Annotated in this window: 22 protein-coding genes and 2 pseudogenes; 8 read left to right on the top strand and 16 right to left on the bottom strand. The window is 59.6% G+C overall.

What is annotated here, in order from left to right; genetic code table 11:
• Positions 1–15: 15 nt before the first annotated feature.
• Complete coding sequence (locus N2599_RS06190) at positions 16–1809, bottom strand: acetolactate synthase 3 large subunit (protein ID WP_027508890.1); 1794 nt, start codon at positions 1807–1809, stop codon at positions 16–18.
• A 346-nt stretch (positions 1810–2155) separates the two neighbouring features.
• Between N2599_RS06190 and N2599_RS06185 the strand changes: the two genes are divergently transcribed.
• A complete protein-coding gene (locus N2599_RS06185) occupies positions 2156–4192 on the top strand; it encodes an ATP-binding protein (protein ID WP_027508889.1) in 2037 nt (678 codons plus the stop codon).
• A gap of 4 nt (positions 4193–4196) precedes the next feature.
• Here the strand turns inward: N2599_RS06185 and N2599_RS06180 are convergent, their stop codons facing one another.
• The gene (locus tag N2599_RS06180; RefSeq protein WP_027508888.1) at positions 4197–4457 is read right to left on the bottom strand and encodes a hypothetical protein; all 261 of its coding nucleotides are present in this window, start codon (positions 4455–4457) and stop codon (positions 4197–4199) included.
• Positions 4458–4529: 72 nt separating this feature from the next.
• Positions 4530–5432: a tRNA (adenosine(37)-N6)-dimethylallyltransferase MiaA gene (gene miaA, locus N2599_RS06175; protein WP_027508887.1), complete on the bottom strand. Its 903-nt coding sequence runs from the start codon at positions 5430–5432 to the stop codon at positions 4530–4532.
• Here miaA and serB point away from each other — a divergent pair, their 5' ends adjacent.
• Genes serB through N2599_RS06160 form a run of 3 tightly spaced genes read left to right on the top strand, consistent with a single transcriptional unit; the run spans position 5433 to position 7498 of the window.
• Positions 5433–6323 carry a phosphoserine phosphatase SerB gene (gene serB, locus N2599_RS06170; RefSeq protein WP_027508886.1) on the top strand — a complete coding sequence of 297 codons (891 nt, stop codon included), beginning with the start codon at positions 5433–5435 and terminating at the stop codon, positions 6321–6323.
• On the top strand, positions 6320–6886 hold the full coding sequence (locus N2599_RS06165; protein WP_027508885.1) for a GNAT family N-acetyltransferase: 567 nt from the start codon (positions 6320–6322) through the stop codon (positions 6884–6886). The genes serB and N2599_RS06165 overlap by 4 nt, the downstream gene beginning before the upstream one ends.
• A gap of 6 nt (positions 6887–6892) precedes the next feature.
• Entirely contained in the window at positions 6893–7498 is a 606-nt protein-coding gene (locus tag N2599_RS06160) for a hypothetical protein (protein ID WP_027508884.1), read from the top strand.
• Between the two features lie 232 nt (positions 7499–7730).
• Here the strand turns inward: N2599_RS06160 and N2599_RS06155 are convergent, their stop codons facing one another.
• The 12 genes and pseudogenes from N2599_RS06155 to N2599_RS06095 form a co-directional block, all read right to left on the bottom strand.
• Positions 7731–8738, bottom strand: a complete 1008-nt coding sequence (locus tag N2599_RS06155; protein ID WP_027508883.1) for a ScyD/ScyE family protein — start codon at positions 8736–8738, stop codon at positions 7731–7733.
• Positions 8717–9452, bottom strand: a pseudogene (locus tag N2599_RS06145) (formylglycine-generating enzyme family protein). Before N2599_RS06145 ends, N2599_RS06155 begins: the two are co-directional and overlap by 22 nt.
• A 16-nt stretch (positions 9453–9468) precedes the next feature.
• On the bottom strand, positions 9469–10530 hold the full coding sequence (locus tag N2599_RS06140; RefSeq protein ID WP_027508882.1) for an ABC transporter ATP-binding protein: 1062 nt from the start codon (positions 10528–10530) through the stop codon (positions 9469–9471).
• A gap of 5 nt (positions 10531–10535) precedes the next feature.
• On the bottom strand, positions 10536–11348 hold the full coding sequence (locus tag N2599_RS06135; protein WP_244914913.1) for a carbohydrate ABC transporter permease: 813 nt from the start codon (positions 11346–11348) through the stop codon (positions 10536–10538).
• A 57-nt stretch (positions 11349–11405) separates the two neighbouring features.
• Positions 11406–12329: a carbohydrate ABC transporter permease gene (locus N2599_RS06130; RefSeq protein WP_027508880.1), complete on the bottom strand. Its 924-nt coding sequence runs from the start codon at positions 12327–12329 to the stop codon at positions 11406–11408.
• A gap of 189 nt (positions 12330–12518) precedes the next feature.
• Positions 12519–13781 carry an ABC transporter substrate-binding protein gene (locus tag N2599_RS06125; RefSeq protein WP_027508879.1) on the bottom strand — a complete coding sequence of 421 codons (1263 nt, stop codon included), beginning with the start codon at positions 13779–13781 and terminating at the stop codon, positions 12519–12521.
• 561 nt (positions 13782–14342) lie between these two features.
• Complete coding sequence (locus N2599_RS06120; RefSeq protein ID WP_027508878.1) at positions 14343–15014, bottom strand: flavin reductase family protein; 672 nt, start codon at positions 15012–15014, stop codon at positions 14343–14345.
• Entirely contained in the window at positions 15015–16439 is a 1425-nt protein-coding gene (locus N2599_RS06115; protein ID WP_027508877.1) for a M24 family metallopeptidase, read from the bottom strand.
• Between the two features lie 47 nt (positions 16440–16486).
• A complete protein-coding gene (locus N2599_RS06110; RefSeq protein ID WP_027508876.1) occupies positions 16487–17308 on the bottom strand; it encodes an ABC transporter permease in 822 nt (273 codons plus the stop codon).
• A complete protein-coding gene (locus N2599_RS06105; RefSeq protein WP_198521592.1) occupies positions 17301–18131 on the bottom strand; it encodes an ABC transporter permease in 831 nt (276 codons plus the stop codon). Before N2599_RS06105 ends, N2599_RS06110 begins: the two co-directional genes overlap by 8 nt.
• Positions 18132–18139: 8 nt before the next feature.
• Positions 18140–19180: an extracellular solute-binding protein gene (locus tag N2599_RS06100; RefSeq protein ID WP_037141230.1), complete on the bottom strand. Its 1041-nt coding sequence runs from the start codon at positions 19178–19180 to the stop codon at positions 18140–18142.
• 57 nt (positions 19181–19237) lie between these two features.
• Positions 19238–20433: pseudogene (locus tag N2599_RS06095) on the bottom strand (ABC transporter ATP-binding protein).
• A 517-nt stretch (positions 20434–20950) separates the two neighbouring features.
• Here N2599_RS06095 and N2599_RS06090 point away from each other — a divergent pair.
• From N2599_RS06090 to N2599_RS06075, 4 genes are all read left to right on the top strand, one after another.
• On the top strand, positions 20951–21883 hold the full coding sequence (locus tag N2599_RS06090) for an ABC transporter substrate-binding protein (RefSeq protein WP_027508872.1): 933 nt from the start codon (positions 20951–20953) through the stop codon (positions 21881–21883).
• A gap of 4 nt (positions 21884–21887) precedes the next feature.
• Positions 21888–22766, top strand: a complete 879-nt coding sequence (locus tag N2599_RS06085) for an amino acid ABC transporter permease (RefSeq protein WP_027508871.1) — start codon at positions 21888–21890, stop codon at positions 22764–22766.
• 85 nt (positions 22767–22851) lie between these two features.
• On the top strand, positions 22852–23982 hold the full coding sequence (locus N2599_RS06080; RefSeq protein WP_027508870.1) for a sugar phosphate isomerase/epimerase family protein: 1131 nt from the start codon (positions 22852–22854) through the stop codon (positions 23980–23982).
• Positions 23983–24154: 172 nt separating this feature from the next.
• On the top strand, positions 24155–24901 hold the full coding sequence (locus tag N2599_RS06075) for a GntR family transcriptional regulator (RefSeq protein ID WP_027508869.1): 747 nt from the start codon (positions 24155–24157) through the stop codon (positions 24899–24901).
• Positions 24902–25743: 842 nt separating this feature from the next.
• On the opposite strand, the gene N2599_RS06070 is transcribed toward N2599_RS06075, so the two are convergent.
• The gene (locus N2599_RS06070; RefSeq protein ID WP_027508868.1) at positions 25744–26670 is read right to left on the bottom strand and encodes an AraC family transcriptional regulator; all 927 of its coding nucleotides are present in this window, start codon (positions 26668–26670) and stop codon (positions 25744–25746) included.
• Positions 26671–26721: the final 51 nt, after the last annotated feature.

Here is a 26721-nt window from a genome sequence, read left to right as displayed (position 1 = left end):
TCCTCACCTTCGATATCAAACGAGCTGACGGCCCTTGGCGTCGATCGCATTGGCGACCGCTTCGTCCGTGGCTTCGTCCGGCAGCAGCATCTCGTTATGCGCTTTGCCCGACGGGATCATCGGGAAGCAGTTGGCGAGATTGGCGACGCGGCAATCCAAGATGACCGGCTTTTTCACGTCGATCATCTCCTGGATCGTACCGTCGAGATCATCCGGCTTTTCGCAGCGCAGGCCGACGGCGCCATAGGCCTCCGCCAGCTTCACGAAGTCCGGCATCGCCTCCGTATAGGAGTTGGACAGCCGGTTGCCGTGCAGCAGCTGCTGCCACTGGCGGACCATGCCCATGTATTGGTTGTTCATGATGAAGATCTTGATCGGCGCATTGTGCTGGATTGCCGCCGACATTTCCTGGATGCACATCTGGATCGAGGCATCGCCGGCAATATCGATGACGAGGCTTTCGGGATGGGCGATCTGCACGCCGAGCGCTGCGGGCAGTCCGTAACCCATCGTGCCGAGGCCGCCCGAGGTCATCCAGCGGTTCGGCTGTTCGAAGCCGAAGAACTGCGCTGCCCACATCTGATGCTGGCCGACTTCGGTGGTGATGTAGGTGTCGCGGTCCTTTGTCAGTTCATAAAGACGCTCGAGCGCGTATTGCGGCATGATGACGTCGTTGCTCTTCGTGTAGGCGAAGGAATTGCGCGCGCGCCAGCGTGCGATGCTCGTCCACCAGTCGGAAAGTTGGCCCTTCTCCGGCCTCTTCGGAAGGGCACGCCACAGGCGGACCATATCTTCCAGCACGTACGCGACGTCGCCGCGGATGGGGATGTCGACGCGAACGTTCTTGTTGATCGAGGACGGGTCGATGTCGATGTGGATCTTCTTGGAATTCGGTGAGAAGGCATTGATGCGGCCAGTAATGCGGTCGTCGAAGCGGGCGCCGATGCAGACCATGACGTCGCAATCGTGCATCGCCATGTTGGCCTCGTAGGAACCATGCATGCCGAGCATCTTCAGCCAGTTTTTGCCGGAGGCCGGATAGGCGCCAAGGCCCATCAGCGTCGAAGTGATCGGGAAGTCGGTGAGTTCCACCAGCTCGCGCAGTAGCCTGCAGGCTTCCGGACCGGAATTGATGACGCCGCCGCCGGAATAGATGACAGGACGGCGCGCATTGGCCATCAGCTCGATTGCCGCATGAATCTGGTTGAGATCGCCTTGGAGTTTCGGCTGATAGCTTCTCTGGATCGTATGATCGGACGGCGGCGTATAGGTGCCTGTCGCGAACTGAACGTCCTTCGGAATATCGACGACGACCGGGCCGGGCCGGCCGGACTGGGCGATGCGGAAGGCTTCATGGATAACGGCAGCGAGCTCGTTGACATCCTTGACCAACCAGTTGTGCTTGGTGCAAGGCCGCGTGATGCCGACGGTATCGCATTCCTGGAAGGCGTCTGAACCGATGAGCGAGGTCGGCACCTGGCCGGTGAGGCAGACGAGCGGGATCGAATCCATCAGAGCGTCCTGCAGCGGCGTGACGGCATTGGTTGCACCCGGACCGGAGGTGACCAGCATGACGCCGACCTTGCCGGTCGAGCGGGCATAGCCTTCGGCGGCATGGCCGGCGCCCTGCTCATGGCGGACGAGGATATGCTTGATCTCGTCCTGCTGGAAGATCTCGTCATAGATCGGCAGCACGGCGCCGCCCGGATAGCCGAAGAGATGCTCGACACCGTTGTCCTTCAGCGCCCGCAGAACGATTTCCGCTCCTGTCATCCGATTGTCTGCCGTCTGCTTGTCCGTGCCCGTCATGTTTTCTGTTCCGTTTTGACTGCTGGGATTGAGGTCTTTGGTGCGGATGCCTGGATTTCAGGCATAAAAAAAGGCCCCAGAGGGAGCCTGTCTAGCGCATGGGTGGCTGTCGCCGGATGGTTACACCATCCTGCCCATGCGCTTTCCCACCACAATAAGAACCGCTGCGATTTTCATGGGCGCAATTGATAGACAGAAAATTTCACAGCGTCAACGCTTGCCGAAATAAAAAATCGGCGCCCGGCGAACCATGCAGCGTCGGCTATCCCATTAAGAAACAAGGTCCCGGAAGGATTTTGTTAAAGGATAAATCATAGGATTGCCGGCTAACGTAGGGAGTGGGCCGTTGCTCAACAACGACTTGCAAACGTCAGGCACAGCCAGCGAGCAGGACCGCCGCGACAATCTGACCCCCGGGAATCGCTTCCTTGGCCGTGTCGTCGCGTGCAGCGGTTCCCGCGCGACCATCGCCGCCATCGCGGAGGCCGGAGGCACCGATCTTACCGAACTCTGGTCCGTGGGCCGCCTGATCTCGATCAGCGTCGGCCGAAACCGCGTCGTCGCTCTCGTCTATGCCATGAACACCGGCACGCATGCCTGGGGCGAAGAACAGGACAACTATTTCAGGATCGAGACCGAACTGCTCGGCGAGGTTCGCGTCGAGGAAGACGGCCGCGAGGAATTCTCGACCGGCATTTCGTGCTACCCCCATCTCGGGGCTATCGCCCACCGCATCCGCGCCGCCGATCTGATGCGCATCTACGACGCCGGCGCCGGAACGACGGCGGTCATCGGCAAGCTCACCCAGGACGAAAGCATCGACGCGGCGATCCACGTCCCCTCGATGCTCTCCAAGCATTTCGCGATCGTCGGCTCCACCGGCGTCGGCAAATCCACGGCCGTCTCCCTGCTTTTGCATAAGGCGATAGAAGCTGATCCGAAACTGCGTGTCCTGATCCTCGATCCGCACAACGAATTCGCCGCCGCCTTCCCGAAGCATTCGGTCGTGATCGACACCGACACGCTCGACCTGCCCTTCTGGCTGATGCGGCTTGAAGAATTCGCCGAAGTCGTCTTTCGCGGCCGCACGCCGGTGCCGGAAGAACTCGACATGCTTCGCGACATTATGCCGGACGCCAAGCGCGCCTTCCGCGGAAGCGACAATTCGCTCGTCCGGCGCACGACCGAGAAGAGCTCGATCACCGCCGATACGCCAGTCCCCTACCGCATGGCCGACCTGCTGGCGCTCATCGACGAGCGCATTGGCCGTCTCGAAGGCCGTGCCGAGAAGCCCTTCCTGCGCTCATTGAAGATGCGTATCATCGCGGCGATCAACGATCCGCGCTACCACTTCATGTTCTCCAACAACACGATCAGCGACACGATCATGGACACCGTGGCGCAGATCTTCCGCATTCCCGGCGACGGCCGGCCGATCTGCACGTTCCAGCTTTCCGGCATCCCGTCGGAAGTGGTGAATTCAGTCGCTTCTGTTCTTTGCCGCATGGCCTTCGAAATCGGCCTCTGGAGCGACGGCGCCGTTCATATGCTTGTCGTCTGCGAGGAAGCGCACCGCTATGTTCCGGCTGATCCGAATCTCGGCTTCATCCCGACCCGCCAGGCGATTGCCCGTATCGCCAAGGAAGGCCGCAAATACGGCGTCTCGCTTGGCATCATCACGCAGCGCCCTGGCGAACTCGACCAGACGATCCTCTCGCAGTGCTCGACGCTGTTTGCCATGCGCCTTGCCAACGACCGCGACCAGGACATCATCCGCTCGGCAATCCCGAACTCGTCGATCTCGACGACAAGCTTCATCTCCTCGATCGGCAACGGCGAAGCGATCGCCTTCGGCGAGGCGATCAGCGTGCCAATGCGCATGCGCTTTTCGCGTGTCGAGCAGCATTTGCTACCAAAGGCGAACGGGGCGACCGCCAAACATTCCGACGAAGATCCCGACACCGTCGATCTGCGCAAGATCGTGACGCGCATGCGCGCCGTCAGCGGCGGGCCGGATATTTCGTCCTTCCAGCAAAGCTACAGCACAGCGCAGAGCGACATGCTGTTCGACGACGAAGAGCCGCCGGAGGATGTCCCCTATCCGGCACCCGTCTCTGCCCCACCGCTGGCACCGACCGATTCCTATAGGCCGGACATGCTGCCACGCAGCGATGCACCGCGCGAACCGCAAACCGTACCGCCGCCGGCATCTCTGGACAGCCGCCTGGAAGCTCTTCGGCGCGAGATGCGCCTCGAGGAGACAGTTCCTCAGAAACCGGCATTCTCGCAGGATTCCACCGCTACCCCGCGCCGCGAGCCCGGCATGTCGCTCCGCGACAGCATTCTCAAGAAGCCGCTGAGCAGCCTCTACAACAAGGATTGAGCGCTTACTGCCCTTGAGGTTGCCTGGTAGCAGCGGCAATTACGCTCAGGTGGCGCTCTATCAGCGTCAGAAAGGCGATCGTTCCGCAGACCAGCGCGGCGACCGCGATGCCAGCGATCGCGCCGACGATCGCTCCGATCACGAACATTCCCGACCCGCCCTGAGCCGAGGCGGTGGTTGCGCCGGAGAGCGTGCAAAATGCCAGGATGACGACTGCGATCAAGGCATTGATGGATGCGAGCGTCTTTGCAAGAAAATTGTTCATGGCATCCTCGGTCCGATGGTTTCTGTTCCTAGTGATTATAACGAGCTGACAAACTTGGAGCTTACGCGCTGATCACGGCTGCGGCGATGTCAGGTGCTTCCAGCTCTCGTCCATCTGATTGCGAAACCAGGTCATCTGCCGCTTGGCATATTGCCGCGTCGCAGCGGCACCCTTTTCGATCACTTCGCTGCGCGTCATCTCGCCTTTCAGCATGGCTGCAATCTGCGAGACGCCGATTGCCTTCATCACCGGCATTTCCGGTGAAAGGCCGAGCGCCAAAAGCGTCTTGACCTCATCTTCAGCACCCTGCTCCAGCATTTTCTCGAAGCGCCCGTTGATGCGCTGGTGAAGCACAGCGCGCTCGGGCAAGACGACGATCTTTTCAGCGCTTGCCGGATCGACGATCACCGGCCCTGCTCGTTCTTGGTAACGCAGAATCGATTGCCCCGTTGCCTCCACGACCTCCAGGGCACGCACGATGCGCTGCCCGTCCTGGATGCTGAGAGTGCCTGCAGCCGCCGGATCGAGCCTGGCAAGCTCGGCATGCAGCGTCTCCGCTCCTTCATCCAGCAAGCGCGCCCGCAGGCGGGTGCGGATCTCCTCCGGTATCGCCGGCATATCCGATAGGCCCCCGGTCAGCGCCTTGAAGTAAAGCCCCGTCCCGCCTACGAAAACCGGCAATTGCCCCTTGGCGCGTAGCTCGGGCAGCAACACCGTGACGTCGCGCAGCCAGGCCCCCGTCGAATAGAGATCGCCGGCCGGCACATAACCGTAGAGATGATGCGGCACGCCCTGCATCTCCGCCTCGGACGGCCGCGCCGTCAGGATGCGAAGCGTATCGTAGACCTGCATGCTGTCGGCGTTGATGACAGCGCCGCCGTGGCGTTTCGCCAATTCCACAGCAAGCGCGGACTTGCCGCTGGCAGTCGGCCCGGTTATCAGGATCGCACTTGTTGCGCTCAGAAGGTTTTCCATATGGCTCTCGTTGCCACGCTTGTTGCCAATCCGTCAAATCCCGTCCTCACGCCGAGGTTCGCCGAACAGGCCGCCGAAACCGTGAAGGCATCCGGGCTCTACTGGCTGGCGGACGGTATCGCCTGCGATATCGCCCTTCGCGACGGCACCGATACGCAAGCGGCAGAGGCGAATATCCTCGCCATCATCGCCAGCGCGCCGATCGATCTGGTCGTCCAGGAGGCCGAAACGCGCCGCAAGAAACTGCTGATCGCCGACATGGATTCGACGATGATCGGACAGGAGTGCATCGATGAGCTCGCCGCCGAAGTCGGCCTCAAGGACGAGGTCGCAGCTATCACGGCGCGTGCCATGAACGGCGAGATCGCCTTTGAACCCTCCCTTCGCGAACGCGTGGCGCTTCTGAAGGGCCTGCCCGTCTCGGTCGTCGACGAGGTCATCGCTAAGCGCATCACGCTGACGCCAGGCGGTCCGGAACTGATCGCCACGATGAAATCGAAAGGCTGTTACACCGCCCTCGTCTCCGGCGGCTTCACTGTCTTCACCAACCGCATTGCCGCAATCCTCGGCTTCGACGAAAACCGCGCCAACATCCTTCTCGAAGAGGACGGCCAGCTCTCCGGCTTCGTCGCCGAGCCGATCCTCGGCAAGCAGGCCAAGGTGGATGCGCTCAGCGACATTTCCGCGAGGCTCGGCATCTCCACCGAAGAAGCGATTGCCGTCGGCGACGGCGCCAACGATCTCGGCATGATCCATCTTGCCGGTTCCGGCGTCGCCTTGCACGCCAAACCCACCGTCGCCGCCGAAGCGAAAATGCGCATCAACCACGGCGATCTGACCGCGCTGCTTTATATCCAGGGCTACCGCAAGACGAATTTTGTGACGCCATGACAGTGATCGCGACGACGGAGCGTCTACTTTTGCGCAATTGGACGGATGCGGACCGGCCACTTTTCCACGAGATCAATTCCGATCCCGAAGTGATGGAATTCTTCGCCTTCCGCCGCGGCCGCGCCGAAGCAGATTCGATGCTGGACAGCATCCGCGATGCCATTGCCACGACAGGGCTTGGCTTCTATGCCATGGCCCTGAAGGAATCCGACGAACCGATCGGCTTTTGCGGCCTCTGGAAGCCAGATCTCGAACCGTTCCTCCCGGCGGGCACAATCGAAATCGGCTGGCGCCTTGCGAAGCGGCATTGGGGCAAGGGATATGCGACAGAAGCGGGAGAGGCGGCACTCCGCCATGGCTTCGCCCAATTTGCTCCTCCTGAAATCGTCTCTTTCGCGGTAACGGACAATCATCGTTCCACCGCGGTCATGCGCCGGCTTGGCCTGCATCACGATCCGCACCGCGATTTCGACCATCCCCGAGTTCCCGACACGCATCCGCATCTAAAACGCCACGTGCTCTATGCGATCAGCCGTCAGCAATGGGAACGAGGGATCGGCTGACGCCGTATGCCCTTGCGGCTGTCGTCGCTGACCAGAGGAAGAGGATGTGCTGCATTCCGGCCCGAACTGGTTGCGGGATGCGTCTCGGTCTATCCTTCGTCAAAATCGGGAAAGCTGTACTCTATCCCCCTCGACGAGCTTGATGCATGGGACGAAAAGACCACGGTGCGGTGCCGTGCATCTAAAGAATCCCAGTCGCTGACTTGCACCACAGATCCGAAGCGACCGCTCCTCGATGCGGCAATCGAATGGAATCATGCGGTGCTTCATGCGGCGAGCGAGCGACTGTTCGAAGGGTCGGTAGAGGGCAACGTGTCGGTGAAGCTTGCCGCGATTGCGGACTGGATCGAGAACCGCGATCCACACACCGTCTTGCTTTCCGGCAATGTAAAGGTTGAGCAGGCTGACATCGCACTGAAACGCGCAGTGTCCGCGGCGGAGGTGTCCGAGCCGCTCGCATGTCTCTTTCGCCTGCTCACGCTCGACCCGATCGAGATCCGAGTTTTCCTTTCTCGCATTCGGACCGGAATTCGATCCGCGCTACCAGCGCTGGATTTCGCTGCTGCTGGACGATTCCAGCCAACGCGTGGGAGCCCTCGGCCTGTTCGCTGAACTGCTGGGGGACCTTCCGAAATTGTCGGGCATATCGCGTCGGCTGGCCGGCTGTCGTTCTGGCGGCTGTTCGACACGAAGGCAGGCGCGGCAGTTAGACGACTTGAATGGGAAGATCTTCGCTTGGGAAAGTTTGGTTGCAGGGGCGTGAAACCACAGAGACTTGTATGGCCTTCTTCGGATGTAAGCACTGATAAGCAGCCCATGCCTCGAAGCACATTCGCGCCGGTGGTCAACGAGCAGATTCGCGTGTCAGAAAATGGAGACTGCCGCCTAACTCGGAAACGACGAGCCTCCGGTCGTCCCAAACGAGGACGGACACTGGTCGCGTCAGGCCGTCGAGAATGATCTTTCGGTCGGGTGTCATTTTATTGAGCTCGAGCAACCGCCCGCTACCCTTTTGAAAACCTTCTTTTTGGTTATAGGTGCCGTGTTCGAGGACAAGCATCTCTCCATCATTGTCGAAAGCGATACTCACTGGCGCATTGAGTCCTTCGACGTCAAGCTGCGGCTTCAACGCATGGCCGGCTTCGGGAAGCGAAACGATCTTTCCAGCACCAGCAAGGAAAGGAAAGCCGCCGAACAACGCAATATAGAGGCGCCCGTCTCGAAGGGCGATGCCGGTCGGCACCGCGTCGACTTCGTAGCTGTTGCCTTCCGCGAACTCCGTCGGCGAAAGGTTGCGCAACCCCGTGGCCGCTTCCGCCATGCGGCGGAATGTCATGAGCGTGATTTTCCGGCCGTCCGCCTGCAGGCGTTCGATACTGTTTCGCGCGGAGTCGATCACATAGTAGGTTCCGCCCGCCACGATGAAATCGAACGGATTCCAGAAATCGCTGCTGATGATACGGGCCTGACCAGCAGCATCGACCGCAACGAGGGCGTGGTCGAACGGATCCTCGTCGGAATTGACCGGTTTCCATCCCTGGGCAACGACAAAGACATCGCCGGCCCGGACGACACGATAGGGACCGGTCGGGTCGCCGATCACGTCGAGGCCATGAGGAAATATCGGACCGAATGCGACAAGCTTGCCATCCATGCTACGCCGGTAAAGCCGGCCGCTGGCGAGATCACTGACGAGCAAGGTCCCGCCGTCGCGGGAGAGACCTGCGAAGGCCGCGTCCGGCATGTTGAAGGTCTCGAGCTTATAGCCGGGCGCAACCGCCGGCTCGGCGCCGGCACCGGCTGCCAGGAACAGAAGACCAGCCGCAATCATCAAGGCGCAGAACGGACGCATCGGAAGCCACCATTGGCTGAGAAACGGAATTCGGGATCATAGGCGAGGCGATAGGTCGTGGTAAGGTGATTGGGATCGCTGTTCCACGAGCCGCCGCGAAGCACGCGGTATAGCCCGGTGCTTCTTGCGAGGGTCCCGCCTTCATACGGCGCATAGTAATCGTTGGTCCATTCCCAGACATTGCCGATCAGATTGAGTACGCCCTCTTGGCTCGCGAGCAAAGGCATCCGCAGGCGCGGTCATTGCGTAGCCATCGCGCGCGTCGGCGGTGCAACAGGCATCCGCTCCGGAATTTGCCCGCATATTGTCCGGGGGCGCGGCGCCCCATGGAAACGCGCCGCCCTCCGTTCCTCGCGCTGCCCTCTCGTATTGCTGCTCCGACGGCAGAGCCAATCCGTAGTGGCGGCAAAAGGCATCGGCGTCTTCCCAGTTCACCCCGACGACCGGCCGGTCGTCCAATCCCAGGATCGGGTGATTTGCGTAGAAGGCCGGACGGTGACCGGTGGCAGCAACGAAGCGTCCGTATTGCCGGTTGGTGATCTCGGTACGATTGATCGCGAACTCCCGGCCTTCAAGCACGCGGCGCGGGCGTTCGTTTTCGGGACCGGCATCACGGCCGAAGACGAACACGCCCGCAGGAATTTCAATCAGCGGATTTCCAATGATCGGGCCGACATCGGCAGCGGCCGCGCGGAATGCAAGGGTGACCGCCATCGCCGCCGCGCAAAGGCTAGAAGTCAACACGATATTGCGTCTCTCCATCGAACAGAAACACCCGATCCGTGGCAACCTTGACGCCGATCTGCTGGTCGATCTGACCGGTGAAATTCTTGTCGGCGCGCAAGGTCATGAGCTGGCCACCCAACCGCAGGCTGACATGCGTGTTTTCACCGGTGAGTTCCACCGAATAGATCGGCGCAACCAGGTTGACGTCCGCATCCGCAGCTTCGGTCGGATGGACGTCTTCCGAGCGGACACCGAGGACGGCGCGAGAGAGGTTTGCCTGGCCGATACCCCCCACCTTGAGGCCGGCGCTAACGAATACACCGTTCCTCACTTCCCCCGGAATCAGGTTCATCGGCGGCGAGCCTATAAATCCGGCAACGAAGAGGGTGCGCGGATCGTTGTAGATTTCTCGCGGCGTCCCGAGCTGCTCGATCACGCCCTTGTTCATCACGGCCACGCGGTGGGCAAGCGTCATGGCTTCTATCTGGTCGTGGGTGACATAGATCGTTGTGACCTGCAGTTCATGTTGAAGGTGCTTCAGCTCGGCGCGCATCTGGGTGCGAAGCTTGGCGTCGAGATTGGACAGCGGCTCGTCCATGAGAAAGACCCGCGGCGTGCGCACGATGGCCCGCGCGAGCGCGACACGCTGGCGCTGGCCGCCGGAAAGTTCCTTCGGCAGCCGCGACAACAGCGTGTCGAGTTCCACACGTCGTGCGACCTCGACTATTTGCCGTTTGCGTTCGGCGGACGGAACTTTGCGGATCTTCAGCGGGTAGCCGATATTATCCTCCACCGTGAGGTGGGGATACAAAGCATACGACTGGAAGACCATTGCGACGTCGCGATACTTCGGCAGGACACCGTTAATGCGGTCCGCGTCAATGTAGATGTCGCCGGACGTCGCTTCCTCGAGACCCGCGACCATGCGCATGGTCGTCGTCTTGCCGCAGCCGGAGGGGCCGAGCAGAACGAGAAACTCCTTGTCTTTGACTTCGAGGTTGAAGTTGGCCACGGCGAGGAATTCGCCGAACTTCTTGTAGACGTTGTTGAACGTGACGGACGCCATAGGTTTCAGCCTTTGACGGCGCCCAGGGACAATCCCCGGACGAGGTGCTTCTGGACGATCAGCGCGAAGATGATGATCGGAATGCTGGCTAGGAAACCGGCGGCGCTGATCTCGCCCCAATGAGTGGTGTACTGAGTTACCCGGCCGGAAATGCCAACCGGCAGCGTCATCGACCGCTCCGTCTGGGTCAGGATCAGCGCGAGCAGAAACTCATTCCAGGCAAGAATCAGGCTGAAGATCGCCGTTGCGGCGATGCCGGGCCGTGCCAACGGAAGGGCTATCCGGAGAAAGGCCCCCCAGCGCGTGTCACCATCGACCATCGCGGCCTCCTCAAGTTCGGGTGGGAGATCCTGGAAGTAGCTCTTCATCATCCAGGTCACGAAGGGAAGGTTGAAGGCGGTGTAGGCCACGACGACAGCAAGCCTGGTGTTCAGCAGGTTGAAAAAGTTGAAGAAGATGAACAGCGGGATGATCGTCACAATCGGCGGCATCATACGCGTGGATAGGATCCAAAACGAGATCTGGTAGCGCCATTGGCCCGGATACTCGAAGCGGGCCAGGGCGTAGCCGGCCATGGTACCGAAGATCAGAGAGACGATCGTCGTCGCCATGGCGATGGCCAGACTGTTGAAGGCGTAGGTCAGGAACGGCTGCCCTATGAAGGCCGCTTCATAGTGCTTGAGGGTCGGCGAAAAATCGAACCACACCGGCGGCACAGCGAAGATGTCGATGTCGAGCTTGAATGAATTCTGGGCAAGCCAGTAGACAGGAAAGATGGTGATGAACAGCACAAATGCCATCCCCAGATAGGCCAGCATCCGGAGTATCCCTTCACTGGTTCGATGCCGTGCGCGGGTTGCCATACGGTGCCCTCCTCAATCCGCCAGCCGCAACCGCTTGATGAACCAGGTGCTGAAGCCGACCGTTACGAACAGCACCACCAGCGAGATCGCCGCGGCATAGCCAATGTCGACGAATGTGAACGCGACCTTGAAGATATAGAGGCTGAGCGTCTCGGTTGCCCCCGCTGGGCCGCCCACGGTGAGGATGAACACCAGATCGAACAGCCTGAGCGCATCCATGATTCGGAGGAGCAAGGCGATGGCGATCACCGGCTTGAGGAACGGAATGGTCAGGTCCCAGAACTGGCGCCAGGCGGAGGCGCCGTCAACCTGCGCGGCCTCATAAGGCTCGCTCGGCAGGCTTGCCAGCCCCGCCAACATCAGCAGAAAGATGAACGGCGTCCACTCCCAGACATCTGCCGCGATGATCGTTGCCATGGCGAGGTTGACATCGCCGGCCCACGCCTGGGCGGGCAACCCGAGGCGGTACATCAACTCGTTGAGGACACCGAATTGCGGCTGATAAATAAGCTTCCACGTCAGCGCCACGGCGATCGGCGGGATCATCATGGGGACCAACAGGATTGTTTTGAGGAAATTCAATCGGCGAATGTATTTGTCGAAAAGCAGGGCAAGGCCGAGGCCGAGGAGAAATTCAAGCGTCACCGCGACGCTGGTGAACACCACCGTGTTCCTGACGGCGAGGTGAAGTTCGGGATCGGTGAGCATCCGCGCGAAATTGCCGAGACCGACGAACTCGCGAGGCACACTCGGGTCGGGGCTGACCTTTTGTAGCGCCGCGGTGAGCATGTAGACGGTCGGAAATAGCGTCAACCCCGCGAGGATCAGGAGAGTCGGCGCCAGCATGAGGATGCGCAGGTGACGCTCTGCCCATCGCTCCAGACCGCCACCCGGCCGAAGCTGCGCCGTCAATGTGCCGCTTTCGGACCTCACCATCAGCCCCTCCTATGAGCTCCTCTCCCGGCGCAGTGCCGTCGCCGTTCGCAGGGCGAGGTCCCGAAACCCCGCCCACATCTGGCTGCTCCCTCCTGCATTTCCCCGGATCGGATTCGATTTGGGGATAAATCATGCATCAGATCAAAGTGTTCGAGCAGTCTTTGTGCGTCCGCATGGACTTACGGCGCGCTAGTACATGTTCGTAATCTTTGAGATTGCTTCCTGCGCGTTCTTCAAAGCCTCGTTCGGTGTGACAGTGCCCGCAACCGCTTTGGAGAGCTCGATGCCGAGTGCGTTCTCGATCTCGGGCCATTTGGGATGGCGCGGCCGCGGCGTCGAGAAATTGATCGCCTGCATCAGCGTCGGGTAATGCCGGAATTGCGGCTGCGACGTTAGTTCGGGATCCGTGAACACCGAGAAGCGGACCGGCGGATTGCCGCGCGTGGCGGAAATCTTGATCTGCTCGGGCGAGGTCGCCCAGCTCATGAAGTCGAAGGCTTCCTGCTTGTTCTTCGAAGCCGACGTTATGCCCATGGTCCAATGTCCAATCTCCGACGAGCCGGCGTGTGTGCCTGCCGGCATCGGCGCGTAGGAGATCTTGCCGACCACCTGGCTCTGGCTCGGGTCCTCGAAGGTGGCGACCCAGTTCGGCCAGTTGATCGATGAGGAGGCGATACCCGACGTCATTGCGCGACCGACGTCCTCGGGCCCGAAGCTCTCGACGCCCTTGGGCGAGATCTCCCTGAGCGTCATGAACATCGTCATCGCGTCCTTGGCTTCCTTAGTGTCAAGTGTCACTTTGGTGCGGTCGGCATTGAAGAGATTGGCACCGTACGACCACAGGAGCGGCATGAAATCGGCGACCACGTTATTGCCTTGTCCGCCGCGGAACACGTAGCCGTAGAACCGTCCTCCGCCGGCATCGGTGATCGCCTTGGCTGCCTTGTAGACATCGTCCCAAGTTGCAGGCGTGCCGGCGAGTCCCGCCTGAGCGAACTTGGCACCGTCATAAAAGAACATCTGTGCGTTGCCGACATAGGGAATGCACACGAACGGGCCAGTATTGTATGGGTTGCGGCAAACCGACAACGACTTTGCCAGGAAGTCATTGTCGGGGCCCGGAACCCCAAGCTTGGCGAAATAACTGCTGAGATCCTCGAGATGGCCATTCTCGGCGAAGAACGGGATCCATGGATCGTCCATCAGCACGATATCGAAAGCGCCCGATTTTGTCTGGCCAGCATTCGCTGCCTTCTCGAAAACGTTGGCGTAAGGGGCCTGGACGATTTCGACCTTTGTGCCCTTCATTTTCGCGTAGTCGTCGGCAGCGGCTCTAAGGCCGTCGCCCTCGCTGCCCGAAGGCACGAGGATCGTGATGTCGGCCCATGCGACTCCGTTGATCGCGAGTGCGGACGTCGCAATAGCCAAGGTGAGAAACAATTTGCGAAGCATTGCACACCTCCCATTTGAAGCTGTTATCCAGAGGCCATTCATAGGGGGCCTCGCCCTTTCCGGCATGGCGGAAAATGCTACTTCGACGCCCGTGCGAACCACTTTCCGACAAACCGAAACATCCCCCGCATCTCCTCCTGGAGCTGGGCGTATTCCCGACGTTAATTTTATCACATCGAGAGCTATATTTAGAGAGCTTATATTAGCATTCTGTGGACTTTCGCCCTAGCGAGTCAGAGAGGTTCGGGAACTAGGTTCTTGGTTTCCTAGTGCCTGGTTGTGCCATTGTTCCCGCGGCAACTCATCGCCTGCGATTATTTTTCTACACGCAAAAAGGCTCGCCTGTTTTGAACTGACGCCATAAAATTGGACAACAACCTTCGGGTTCAGTTCATTTGGGCGGGCTTTGTACTGGTTGCGGGGGAGCGCAACCAACGATTCCTGCGATTGATCGAGCGACACATATCAAGGCTCGCAGCATAAACGGCCAGCGGTGGCCTTGAATGGAGTCCTCCCAATACGCTTGGAACCTGAAGTCGCAGTGCGCGGAAATTGCTTTGGTCAGGCATCAGCAGATTTTAAGATTTCCTCGCGCGAAAACCACTCCTCCTTCGTCATGGTTTTGACATCGAACTGATCGCGCGTCCGGGCATAGGTGTTGCCGCCCATTCGTCCGACTGCATCCATCATCTGCTGATCGACATGGAAGTTCGAGGGGTTGACCGCATCGCTTCGGACAAAGACGCCGAGCACCTCTCCAAGAATGATCTCGCGGGCCGGGCCGACCTGCAGGGTCGTGTGGCGGCGGCATTCGAGCGCAGCCGGTGCCGACAGGATGCGGGGGCTTCGCACCATCTGTCCAGGCGCCGTCGCCAGGCCGGCCTCGGCAAGCTCGCTCACGTCGGGGCCGAACTTGATCGCACAGATTTCCATCTGGTCAACGAGTGCCTGATCGACGATGTGGATGGTGAACTCCCCTGTTTCGCGGATGTTGCGGGCGGTATCCTTGAAGCTCATATCGGAATAGTTCTCGACGCCGATGGCGACGACGGCTGGATCGTGCGTCAGCACATTGAAGAAGCTGAATGGACCGGCATTGGGTTCGCCATCCCTGCTCACCGTGGTGATCAGGGCGATCGGCCGGGGAATGACCGTTCCGATCAGGAGCTTGTACCGCTCCCGTTCTGTCAGGGCTGCGAAATCGAAATGGGTGTGTTCTTTTTTGTTGGTCATTTATGCCTCCGCAGCGACGCGAAATATTTCAAGCGGGGTGTGGCGGCTGAGATTTTCGAAGCCGTCCTTGGTCACGACATAGAGGTCGCCGATGTTGCAGCCTGCGGACAGAGGTTCGAGCCATTGGGTGTGAAGAACGAACACCATGCCCTCCTCCAGCCGGTCATAATTGTGAGACGAGATGTTGAAGCTGTTCTGGCCGCCAGCCATGCCGACGGAGTGTCCGAGGTTCGGGTTGTGGGGGCCTTCCGTCGCGGGATAGACGTGCATCAGCTTGCGTCCCTGCGCTTCCCAGTCCACGTCCTTGACATATTGTTGCGGGATCAGCCGCGCCTGACCGTCCGGCATCGAGGACCAGTTATAGGGCATGGTGCGCGCTTCCGGGGAGGTCAGCATGCCCCGCTCGATCATCGGCTCGAAGGCGGCATTGTTGATGTCGCGCATCAGGGCGCCGGGCCGGATTAGCTTTTCGGCGCGTTTGACGCCGTCGGTGCAGACGGCGAGCACCTCTTCCTGGCGTTTGGTGATATCGCCGACCGCGATCATCCGCGCCGTCTGCGCGGTATAGCCGCGATAGGTCACGTTGGAGATGTAGAGGTTGATCAGATCGCCAGGCCGGACAATGTGCCCATAGGGCTTGCCGCAATGCGTGCCGAACTCGTTGATGCCGATCTGGTAACCGTCGCCGGTTTCTCCACCGAGCGCAAGCTGGGCATAGCTAAAGGCCGAATAGATTTCATGGTCGGTCACGCCGGGCTTGGCGACATGATAGGCTGCCTGCGTGCCGATGCTGACCAACTGCGCGGCGGCGCGGAACAGTTCGATCTCGCGCGGCGATCGGACCTTTTGCATGCGGTCCAGGATGCCGTTATCGGCCACGAAGTTGGTCTTTGGAAGCTGCTCCTCCAGAGCAGCCCAGAAGGTTAGCGAGGTCTTGTCGCCGATCCGGCCGATCTGGGCCTTTGCAAGGCCGAGATTGCCGAGGACCTCGGCGCATTTTTCGGCGGTCTTGATGATGGAATCACCGGGACGATCCGAATATTCCCGGCCGATCGGGCCGATCTGCCAGATTTCATCGACCAGCACCGGTTCGCCGCCGGGTGGGAGCAGCACGGACTGCGTGAAGAAGGACAGCAGCACCATCGCCTTGTCCGAATCGGTCGGAATGATCAGCACGCCTTCGCGCATCCAGTCGCAGATATAGCGGAGATAGGCGTTGGACGTATGGAACCAGCCAACGCCGCCCGTATGAACGATGAGCGCATCGTGACCAGCCTCGACGGCCTGCCGCCGGATGCGGCGCAGGCGGTCTTCGAATTCCTCGACCGGTAGTGAAAGCGGTGCTGAGAATTCGAAATCCGGTTGGAAATTGGCCAACAGCGATCCCATCCGATAGGCGCCAGTCTTGGTTGCGCACATGTTCATTGAGCTATTCCTTCAAAATTCAGCAAAAGTTGGTTTGTTCGCATGGATCATGCCTGCTTCGGCGGTGCGAGAACCCGTCTAGCGACAAGCATCACCACGAGGGTCAGTCCGATCAGAATGCCGGAGATCGCGGCTACGCGGACGTCCAGCGATTCCTCGATCAGAGCGAACATCCGCAGGGGCAGCACGGTGGTCTGGGCGTCTGCGAGGAAGAGTGAAACCGAGACATTGTCCAGCGACTGGATGAACACCAGAAACGCCCCGGCCAGAATGCCGGGCATCAGCAGGGGCAGCGTCACCCGGCGCAGCGTCGTGAACCATGATGCGCCCATGACCGTCGAGGCCTCTGCCAGAGACGGATTGAGCCCCTGTGCGACCACGGATGCGGCGCGGTACATCAGCGGCCCGAACACCACGATATGGCCAGTGACCGTCAGCCAGAGCGAAGGCTGGAGCCCGACAAAATTCGCCACGATCAGGGCGGCAAGACCATAGACCAGACTCGGCAGAACCAGAGGGGCCAGCAGCAACGGCTCGATGGTGCCGACGGTGCTGCGCCGCATCCGCGTCATGCCGATGGTGGCCGGGATCGCGAAAAGCAATGCTCCCAGAACCGCAAGACCAGCGATCTTCAGCGAATTCCAAGCCGCTATGTGCTCGGTTGCAGACCGGACCGGATCGAGCAGCGCTTCATACCAGCGGAACGAAAACCCTTCCGGCGGATATTTCAGTGTCTGTCCCGACGTGAACGACATGGTCAGCGCAATGAAGATCGGAGCGACGAGATAGAGTACGCACAGGCCGCCGAAGCCGAAGACGAAGGCCTTGTAGAGAAACGAGGGAAGTGGATTTTCTCTGATATCACGCATGGCCGACCAGCCTCTTGTGGCGGGAAATCATTGTCATCGCGACCAGCAGGCAGCCGGTCGAGATCAACAGAACCACGGCGATTGCCGATGCCAGCGGCCAGTCGAACAGCGTTCCGACCTCGCGGTAGATGAGCTGCGGCACATAGACATTGCGCGCGCCGCCGATGACGGCCTGGGTGACGAACGAGCTGCTGGTGCTGGCGAAGACGAGAATCCATCCGGCGAGCATGCCGGGCAGCATCAAAGGCAAAAGCACCGTGACGAAGATCCGCCAGGGGCCGGCACCGGAGATCTGGGCAGCCTCGCTGAACTGCACCGGCGTGCGCGACAGGATGGCGATCAGCGGCAGGATGATCAAAGGCAGGTCGATCTGGCACATCGCCATCAGCAATCCGAATTCCGTGAACATCAGGCTGATCGGGCTTCCCGTCAGGCCGAGTGCCATCAGCGCCTCGCTGATCGGTCCCTGCCGGCCGAGGATGACGATCCAGGCGAAGGTGCGCACTACATTGCTGGTGAGCATCGGAATGAGGGTCAGGAAAATGATGACCTGGCGGGCGGTCCTGCCGCTATGCCAGTACAGGAGCGCGATGGGCACGCCGAGCAAGGTCGTGCCCACCACCGTTTCCAATCCGAGCCGTGCGGTGTTGACAAGAACCCGGAAATTGAACGCATCGCCGAAGAAGCGTCCGTAGTGCTCTAGGGTAAACCCTGCGGAGCCGGAAAAACTGAAGCCGACGAGAACAGCGAGCGGCGTCGCAAAGAATGCCACCGATAGCAGAAGCATCGGAACAACGTAGGGGAAACCGCTCGCCTTCATCATCTTGATCCTCAGCCAGCGACCAGAGCGTCGAACTTGCGGATCCAGTCCGCGCGGTTCTTATTGATGGCAGCCCAGTCCGGATAGACCATGTTGGCGAGCTGATCGCGGGTAACATAGGCTTCGATGCTCGGCGTCAGGGCGACGTCCTTGTTGGTCGGGAACATTTCCGTCGGCGGCATTTTCAGCATGTCCTGCGCGGCCTTGGAGATGGCGGCATCCATGTAGGCATAGGCCGCATCCAGGTTCTTGGCGCCCTTGGTCAGATGGATGTTGACCGGGGCAGCCGGCGAGCCGGTTTCGGGCTGAACGAACTCGGCCTTCATGCCCAGCGATTTCAGGCGGGCGACGTTGCCGGTCGAGCACATGAAGACGGCGATCTCGCCCTGCTGGAACAGCGTCATCTGGTGGTTGGTGCTGTCGACGACACCCTTCAAGTGTTCCGGATTGTCCCTGAACAGCTTGAAGACGGCATCCATGTCGGTCGGTCCCGAACCGAAGATCCTGGCGATCTGGCTATAGGCCATGACGGCGGTGTTCGAGGCAAAGCCGGTCCAGGACACCTTGCCCTTGTAGGCCGGATTTTCGAACAGGTCGCGATAGCCTTTCGGCTTCGGCACCATATCCGGGTTGTAGGCGATGCCGTTGACTTCGATGGTGACGGTTGGGCCATATTCGCCCTGGAAGGCCGGAGCGAGCATGCCCCAGTTCTTCAGCCGGCTCGGATCGATCTTCTGGATGAGATCGTTCTCGATGGCAGTGGCCATCTGGCCCGGCGACATCAGCAGCGTGTCGTAGGGAGGGTTGCCAGGGCTTGCCATCACCTTGGCCAGTTGGTCCTGCGCCATGGCGGGAGCGATCGTCAGACCGTAGCCTTCCTGCTGCAGGATTGGCGTGAGTGCCTTGCGATAGCCATCCTCCCAGTTGCCCGGGAAGGTCGCGGCGACGGCCGTGCCGCCGGCCGCGCGGGCGGAGAATGGAAGCGCGGCAACTGCGGCAGCGCCGGCAGCCAGCATGCCGAAGTGGCGGCGGGTAATGTTGAAGTTTTTCATCCTGTTCACCTCTGTTGGTTGTGTTGGTTGGTTCATTCTCTTGGGGGAAATTCCCGGTTACCCCGGAAAGGCATGACACCTGGAGGTGTCGATCTCCGCGAAAAGTGTCGTTCCCGGTTCGGGAATATGGGTGGAAGGTCCCCGGACCTCTGACGAGCGCAGGCCGGTGCCGTCATCCATGACGAGGTCGTGGACGAGCGATGGCCCCAACGGCACGGAGACCGTCAGCTTGGCGGCAAGCGAGTTTTGGCTTTGCACCGGCATCAGACGAACATTCTCGGGACGGAAGGTGATCGCCACGTTCGATCCCGGCGTAAAATTCAGGCGGCGCGGCAAAACGAGGGACTGTTCGCCGGGAAGACTGATCACCGTGGCCTCGGCATCCAGTCGATCGACCGTGCCATTGAGTATGTTAGCCTGACCAATGAACGCGTTGACAAACAGTGTCTTCGGCCGGTCGTAGACCGCCATCGGCGTGTCGATCTGTTCCACATTCCCCTTGTTCATCAGCACTAAGCGGCCTGCGAGGCTTTGTGCCTCCTCCTGATCGTGCGTCACGATGAGCGTGGTGATCCCAAGCGTTTTTTGCAGGTGAAGAAGCTCGACCTGCAGATCGAAGCGAAGGGCGCGATCCAGTGCGCCGAAGGGTTCGTCGAGCAGAAGCAGGGACGGACTCCCGGCAATGGCGCGGGCGACGGCCACGCGCTGCTGCTGCCCCCCGGACAGTTCGCGCGGCAGCCGGTTTCCATATCCGTGCAGTCTGACAAGCGACAGCATCTCGTCGACACGCGCCCTGCGCTCGGCCCGCGGGACCTTTTGGCAGGCGAGCGGATAGGCGATATTTTCCGCGACGGTCAGGTGCGGAAACAGCGCATAGTTCTGAAAGACCATGCCGATGCCCCGTGCTCGCGCCGAGACATTGGCGAGATCGTCGTCCCCCAGTATGATGTTGCCTGCCTTCGGATGGATCAGGCCTGCGATGGCGCGCAGGACCGTCGATTTGCCGCAGCCGCTCGGGCCGAGCAGCGCGACGATCTCGCCCGCCTCGACATCGAACGAGACGTCACTGACGGCGTTTTGCCCGCCGTAGCTGTGGGTCACACCCCGGACACTGAGCCGCTTTCGATCGGCCGTCTTTGCAATGTCTAGCATTTGGCTTCCCTGATCTTGCGTTGTGGTCACTGACGATTCAGCCCCTTCGTCGCGAGACGAAAATGCGGACTAGTCAGAAGTGTTGCGTCAAACGTGTTCATGCAAAGGGAATAGCAAGGGCCGTGCCAGTTTGAATTTCCGACGTTCCACGATTTTACAACCAACTGAAATGAAATAAATATTTTTGATTTATATACATTCGAAACTTTATAATTATATATATCTCTGCATTTGTGCGAATTTTATGTTTGCGTAAAGTTTCACCAAAGCATCGCATTTATAAGCACGCTTTTGACCATAAATTGAACGATCACTCCCCGACGCGGTGCAAAGACACACCCTCAAATCATCGTATGGCGCCACCTTAATGGCGCACCAATCGAAGCTGGAAGCCGGAAACTCTTCAAGTATGCCTGAAAAATGGCCGTCAGGCGAAAATTTACGCATACCTCTTTCGAAAAATTGTGCGAAATAATGTCCGAAAGTTTGTATTAAAATAATAAATTCACAAATACTGATTTAATTTCATTGCGTTATAATCACCTAGACGCAACTGGCACGACGATTGCGTTGCTGATCCCAGGAAATTCACACAAGCGAGAACGATAAGGGGATCCCATGAACAACGTGCAGAAAAACTTGAAGGCAGGTTTGGCAGGCGCAGTGATCACGTTGATGGCCGCCTCCTCATTTGCGGCGGAGAGTGCGGCAGTCAAAATGGTGCCCGATACCGACGTGGCAACACTGCCGGGCGTCGCCCTTACGCAGAAACTGGCAGACGCATTGCCATCGTCGATCAAGTCAGGCGGCGTGCTGAAGGTCGCCACCGACCTGACCCCGCCCATCAGCTTCCATGCCGACGATGGAAAGCTGATCGGGATCGATGCGGACATCGCCGCAGCGCTTGGCGTCATCCTTGGCGTCGATGTCCAGATGACAGATGTCGGCGCAGGTGCGGCGATCGTTCCCTCCATCCTGTCTAAGCGTTTCGACATCTCGATCTCCGGGATCAACGACGACCTCGAACTCGAAAAGCAGGTCGACGTCATCGCCTATATGTACGACGCGACTACGATCATGACGATCAAGGACAATCCCCTCGGCATCCAGGCAATGACCGACCTCTGCGGCAAGAAAGTCGCCGTCCCGGTCGGTACCTTCCAGGGAAAAATGGTCGAGGCGGCGTCTGCGAAATGCGCGACCCCGATCGACATCATGTCCATCCCGAAGATGCCGGATGTTCTTCAGGCCGTTCGCACCGGCCGCGCGGATGCGACCGTCAATGGCTACGCCACCAGCGTGTACACCACGGCCAACCAGACCGGCAACGGCAAGGGCCTGCAGGCGCTTCCTGATATCCGCCTTGCTGTCGGCTATCTCGGCATGCTGACCGCCAAGGACAATCCGGAACTGCGCGACACGGTGGTCGCCGCCCTGCAGCAAATGGTCGATAGCGGGGCCTACGAGACCATCATGAAGAAATGGGGCCTCGGCCCGCTCGCCGTGAAGACCGTCAAGGTCAACGACGCAGCCAACATGCCGGTGGATTGAGCCCATGTCCCTGTTTGCGGCTCAACCGGCGTCACTGACCCTTGCCCCGCCATCAGCTAAGCCGATCCGGTGGGGCCAGATCGCAATCGGTGCCATAGCGATCCTTGCGCTGGCATTCTTTGCCCAAATCGTGGCGCAAAGCCAGAGCGTCCAATGGGCCGAGATACCGCGCTATCTCGTCCATTCCTCCATCCTGAGCGGTGTTCTCCTGACGCTTGAGTTGACAGCCGGCGCCATGGTGTTCGGGATCGTCCTTGGATGCATTCTGGCGCTGATGGCAACGTCGGAGAACCTGGTTCTCAAGGCTCTGGCTGCCGCCTTCGTCTGGTGGTTTCGCGGCGTGCCGCTGATCGTCCAGATCTTCTTCTGGTTCAATATCGCGCTCTTCATCCCGCAGGTCGGGGCGGGAGACTACAGCATCTCGATCAACGACCTCGTGACGCCGGCACTGGCGGGTTTTCTGGCGCTCGGGCTGCATGAAGCCGCAAACATGGCGGAGATCATCCGAGGGGGGCTGATTGCAGTCGATCGAGGACAACGCGAAGCTGCAACCGCTCTTGGCCTGAAGAACCGGCAGATTTTTCTGACCGTTATCCTGCCACAGGCAACACGTCTCATCGTCCCGCCGACAGGAAACCAGGCCATCGGCATGCTCAAGGCCAGCGCCATCGTGTCGGTCATCGGCATGCAGGATCTGCTGACGCAGGCGCAGGCGATCTACGCCCGAAACTTTCTGGTCATCGAACTGCTGTTCGTCGCCTCGATCTGGTACCTCGCGATCACCACCGTGGCATCGATCGGCCAGCACTATCTCGAAAAGAGTTTTCTGCCCAAGAACCGCCACTCGGCAGAGAAGCCCCGCGCCTGGCGGCGCGCATCATGACCGCCGGGGAATTGAAAAAACGACTTCACACGACCAAGGACGCCATCGAAGTGCGTCCGATCAGGAAACATCAAGGAGTTTTGATATGAAACTGGGTATCGACAGCATTAAGCTGCCAGAGTCGAAAAAACGGGGTCCTTTGGCTAACCTCGATCACGTCAAGGAACTGGGGCTGGCAGGCATCTTCTTCAGTACGGCGCTCGACATGAGTCCCACTGTCGACCTCGGCGAACTGCGAGACATCCGATCGAAAGCCGACGAACTGGAGCTCTATCTCGAGAGTGGTATCGGCAAGATCAATCCCTATTGCAGCGCCGAGGAACCGGCGCTGCGGGCCATTGGTGACGGCGACATCATAGCCGGCTTCACGCGCATGATCGAGGCGAGCGCCGCCATCGGCTGCTTCGAGTTGTGGGTCGCACCAGGCAACTTCAAATCCGAATATCGCGGCCGGATGGCCAACGACCGTTTTCGCACGGACGTGACCTGGGAAGAGCAGTTGGCCGGCATCGAGAAGGTGCTGCAGAAGCTCGCTCCCGTGGCACGCGCGAACGGCGCACATATGAATATCGAAACTCACGACGAGATTACCTCCTTCGAGATTCTGAGATTGATCGAAAAGGTCGGCTCTGACTGCGTCGGCGTCGTCTTCGATACGGCGAACGGGTTGCAGCGGGCGGAACATCCGGTCTTCGCCGCCAAACGCCTGGCTCCCTATATCCGCCAGACGCATATCAAGGATGCCTATGTCGGGCGCGCGCCCGGCGGTCTCGATTTCCAGACCCGGCCCTGCGGCGGCGGGATCGTCGATTTCGCCACGATCCTACCCATTCTTGCGGAGGCAAACCCTGCGCTGAACCTGTCGCTCGAAGCTGCTCAGTCTGTGGACGACAAGCGTCGCAAGGCGAATCCGCGCCAGTGCATCGAGATCGACGATCCGATCTGGAGAGCCGACCACCCCGATCTGACGCCGGATGAACTCGCCGCGTATATGGCGACGGTCGATGCCTATGAAAAGCGGGTCGCCTCCGGTGAGGTTGCCGATTGGGAAGCGTATGAGGCGAGCCAGTACGGCTACCCGACCTACGAGCACCAGTCCTATGGCTTTGATGCGGCGATCTGCTTCATCAAGCAGTCGGCCCGCCATATCGAGGCAATCTGCCGGGATAAGGGCATCGCCCTATCCTCCCCGGCGCAGAAACAGAAGGCGGCCTAGTCGCCAGCCGGGTGTTGGCGGCATTGGCTGCCAACACCCGAAATCGTCGCGCACAACAGCAGGTCAGACTTGCGCACAAACATTCTTATAGAAATAATTATAGCATAACGATATCAGATGCGGTGACTAGTTCGGGTGGAGACTCGAACCCGAATCTGACCCGGAGACGGCAATGAAGAAAACGCGCCGCCAAAGCGCCAAGACCACGCCCGCCGCCAATGGCGGGGCAGAAACTGCCGACAACAATGACGATGTTTCGGAGCGCATTCGCACTACGCTGGCAGCTGCCATTGGCGAAGGCGCGCTGAAGCCGGGCACCAAGATTTTGGAGGAAGCAATCGCCGAGCATTTCAGCGTCAGCCGAACGGTAGTCCGCGGCGCGCTTGGTGTACTCGAAAGCGACCATCTTCTTGAGCGAAAGCGAAACCGCGGCACGTTCGTGGCCGAGCCAAGCATTGAACAGGCCAAGAGCCTTTTCGAAGCACGCCGAAAGCTAGAGCGGCTCCTCCTGGAGCTTGTCGTCACACGAGCGACATCGGAGCAACTGGATGCGCTTCAGAAGCTGACGGACGAGGAAGAACATATCCATCACCACGGAGACGAGAAATCCAAAACGGTTCTTTCCGGCAAATTCCACATCGTTCTGGCCGAGTTGACCGGTAACCCGGTGCTGACCGAAATGCTCGCGAAGATCGTCGCGCGTCTCTCCCTCGTCATGGCCCTGTATGAAGAGGAGCGCAAAGACGACTGCGGCGCTGACCACCATCGCATGATCGTTGCCGCCCTGAAGGCCAAGGACTTGGAGAAGGCGCAGCAACTGATGGATCACCATTTGGCCGACATCGAGGGCCGGGTTCGGCTGACCGAAGGACAAGGCGACCGGCATACCTTTCTGGCGGTGCTGGAGAACTTTTCCTGACACTGGCGATTGATCGTTTAGGGTCGACAGCGATCGCCTTGAATGGATTTGAACCCGCTTGCCCCGTAATCTAGTTGTGCGGATGAAGCGACCTCTTCACGGGCGGCTGAGCGCCGCTCGCGACATGACCGGGAGGGCTTTGGTGACCATAGCGGCGGAGACGCGCGGCTGGGAGATGATGAGATAGATCAGCGCCAGCAAGCAGTCTTGAAGAGACGCCGACCGACAATCCGTCGCTCTTATTTACGCTCAAACACGCTTTCAGCGCAGAGAACAGCCGATTTTCGCATCACCATTGGTTGCGAAGTGAGCCTGACCCGATTTGCCTGCGGAACCAAGTGATTGTTTTTGTTGAATAGAAGATCTGAATCGGGGAATTTCGGTCAAAGAAAAACCCCGGCAACTTGTGGAGTTACCGGGGTTTTCTGGATTTTGTATTGGTTGCGGGGGCTCGCAACCAACGATTCCTGCGATTGGTCGAGCGCGAAATTCCCAAATTGGCTGCGTAAGGAAGCAGTAGTTTGGTCTTGAAAGAATATGGACTTGCGACCTGCTCATCAGAATCTCTAAGTCACTGAATCTCCAATTACTTTCTTACGCGGATCGTTGGTGCAGCGTATGGCCCACTTATGGAACATTCTTTGAGGTGCGTTCCAGAACTTACCGCTCTTGCTCTTTATGCAACAATTCGAAAGACGCTACGGAGCACATGTCGAGGGACTTACAAGGCTGAACACAGGAGGACCCGGATTGTGGGCCCCCATGCTTACCTGGCGAGCCAGTTACTCTTGGCGCAACTGGCTTTATAGCAAGATCTCATGGAGACGCTCGTCGTCCGCAGTCTAGGGGGATGCGGAGACTGTCCGACTTGCATACGCGGTGTGGAGGCGCTGCTGGGTCAAAGCATCCTGCTTCGGAGCGACGCCGAAAGTTCTCGAATACTCGCGACTGAATTGCGACGCGCTTTCATAGCCAACCTTGTAGGCCGCTTCAGCGACATTGGCGGCTTCTGTCACCATGAGACGGCGCGCCTCGAGCAAGCGTAACTGCTTTTGAAACTGCAGCGGCGTCATGGAGGTCAAGGCCTTGAAATGCTGATGGAAGGACGACGGGCTCATTCGCGCGATTTCTGCCAGCTGTTCGACCCGGAGTGTCTCTGCGAAATTGGTGTGCAGCACTGATACGGCCCTGACGACGCGTTCGATATTCGATTCCGGCAGCGCAAGTTTGCAAATCTCACCGCCATGCGGCCCGCTCAACAGCCAGTAGCATATTTCACGCACGATCGAAGGCGCCAGAACTGGAATTGCTTTCGGCGTCGCCAACAATCTCACTAGGCGAAGAATGCAGTCGGCCAAGGGTTGATCGACTTTGGCAACAAATGCACAGGGGCCCGATTCCTCTGACTGCACCGGAAGGGCGTCCAGCTGTTCGACGACATTCCGCAAGGTTGCCACATCGAAATCGATCAAGACGCCCACATAGGGGACCTCTTCGCTTGCCTCGACAATGCGGCCGGTCGCCGGAAGCCCTACGCTGACGACAAGGCACTCCATCGTCCGGTAGCTCAGTCTCTCTTCTCCGAAATGAAGCTCCTTTGCCCCTTCCAGCACAACGCAGAGCGACGGCCGATAGATATTTCGCATCGGCATCATCGACTGGAATGAGCGAACGATATTGAAGCCATCGATGGCTGTAGGGAACAGGCCTTGGCCCCCGCCCTGTGACTCGATGTAGTCCGTCACGGCAGCCAGCAGCGGTGCATTCATGCGCGGCTCCGGCTGCTTGCGCGGCCAGGTTAACACTTGGCTCCGCCCCGG

It is taken from the genome of Rhizobium sullae (assembly GCF_025200715.1).
Taxonomy (GTDB): Bacteria; Pseudomonadota; Alphaproteobacteria; order Rhizobiales; family Rhizobiaceae; genus Rhizobium; species Rhizobium sullae.
This window is presented reverse-complemented; position numbering and strand designations above follow the sequence as displayed.

Bases quoted from the DNA above. Each gene is read 5' to 3' on its own strand.
- N2599_RS06140 (WP_027508882.1), bottom strand. From the start codon at position 10,530: ATGGCGTCCGTCACGTTCAACAACGTCTACAAGAAGTTCGGCGAATTC.
- N2599_RS06180 (WP_027508888.1), bottom strand. From the start codon at position 4,457: ATGAACAATTTTCTTGCAAAGACGCTCGCATCCATCAATGCCTTGATC.
- N2599_RS06120 (WP_027508878.1), bottom strand. From the start codon at position 15,014: ATGACCAACAAAAAAGAACACACCCATTTCGATTTCGCAGCCCTGACA.
- N2599_RS06085 (WP_027508871.1), top strand. From the start codon at position 21,888: ATGTCCCTGTTTGCGGCTCAACCGGCGTCACTGACCCTTGCCCCGCCA.
- N2599_RS06070 (WP_027508868.1), bottom strand. From the start codon at position 26,670: ATGAATGCACCGCTGCTGGCTGCCGTGACGGACTACATCGAGTCACAG.
- N2599_RS06115 (WP_027508877.1), bottom strand. From the start codon at position 16,439: ATGAACATGTGCGCAACCAAGACTGGCGCCTATCGGATGGGATCGCTG.
- N2599_RS06090 (WP_027508872.1), top strand. From the start codon at position 20,951: ATGAACAACGTGCAGAAAAACTTGAAGGCAGGTTTGGCAGGCGCAGTG.
- N2599_RS06105 (WP_198521592.1), bottom strand. From the start codon at position 18,131: ATGATGAAGGCGAGCGGTTTCCCCTACGTTGTTCCGATGCTTCTGCTA.
- N2599_RS06135 (WP_244914913.1), bottom strand. From the start codon at position 11,348: ATGCTGGCCTATCTGGGGATGGCATTTGTGCTGTTCATCACCATCTTT.
- N2599_RS06075 (WP_027508869.1), top strand. From the start codon at position 24,155: ATGAAGAAAACGCGCCGCCAAAGCGCCAAGACCACGCCCGCCGCCAAT.
- miaA (WP_027508887.1), bottom strand. From the start codon at position 5,432: ATGGAAAACCTTCTGAGCGCAACAAGTGCGATCCTGATAACCGGGCCG.
- serB (WP_027508886.1), top strand. From the start codon at position 5,433: ATGGCTCTCGTTGCCACGCTTGTTGCCAATCCGTCAAATCCCGTCCTC.
- N2599_RS06155 (WP_027508883.1), bottom strand. From the start codon at position 8,738: ATGCGTCCGTTCTGCGCCTTGATGATTGCGGCTGGTCTTCTGTTCCTG.
- N2599_RS06130 (WP_027508880.1), bottom strand. From the start codon at position 12,329: ATGGTGAGGTCCGAAAGCGGCACATTGACGGCGCAGCTTCGGCCGGGT.
- N2599_RS06080 (WP_027508870.1), top strand. From the start codon at position 22,852: ATGAAACTGGGTATCGACAGCATTAAGCTGCCAGAGTCGAAAAAACGG.
- N2599_RS06100 (WP_037141230.1), bottom strand. From the start codon at position 19,180: ATGAAAAACTTCAACATTACCCGCCGCCACTTCGGCATGCTGGCTGCC.
- N2599_RS06190 (WP_027508890.1), bottom strand. From the start codon at position 1,809: ATGACGGGCACGGACAAGCAGACGGCAGACAATCGGATGACAGGAGCG.
- N2599_RS06125 (WP_027508879.1), bottom strand. From the start codon at position 13,781: ATGCTTCGCAAATTGTTTCTCACCTTGGCTATTGCGACGTCCGCACTC.
- N2599_RS06165 (WP_027508885.1), top strand. From the start codon at position 6,320: ATGACAGTGATCGCGACGACGGAGCGTCTACTTTTGCGCAATTGGACG.
- N2599_RS06110 (WP_027508876.1), bottom strand. From the start codon at position 17,308: ATGCGTGATATCAGAGAAAATCCACTTCCCTCGTTTCTCTACAAGGCC.
- N2599_RS06160 (WP_027508884.1), top strand. From the start codon at position 6,893: ATGCCCTTGCGGCTGTCGTCGCTGACCAGAGGAAGAGGATGTGCTGCA.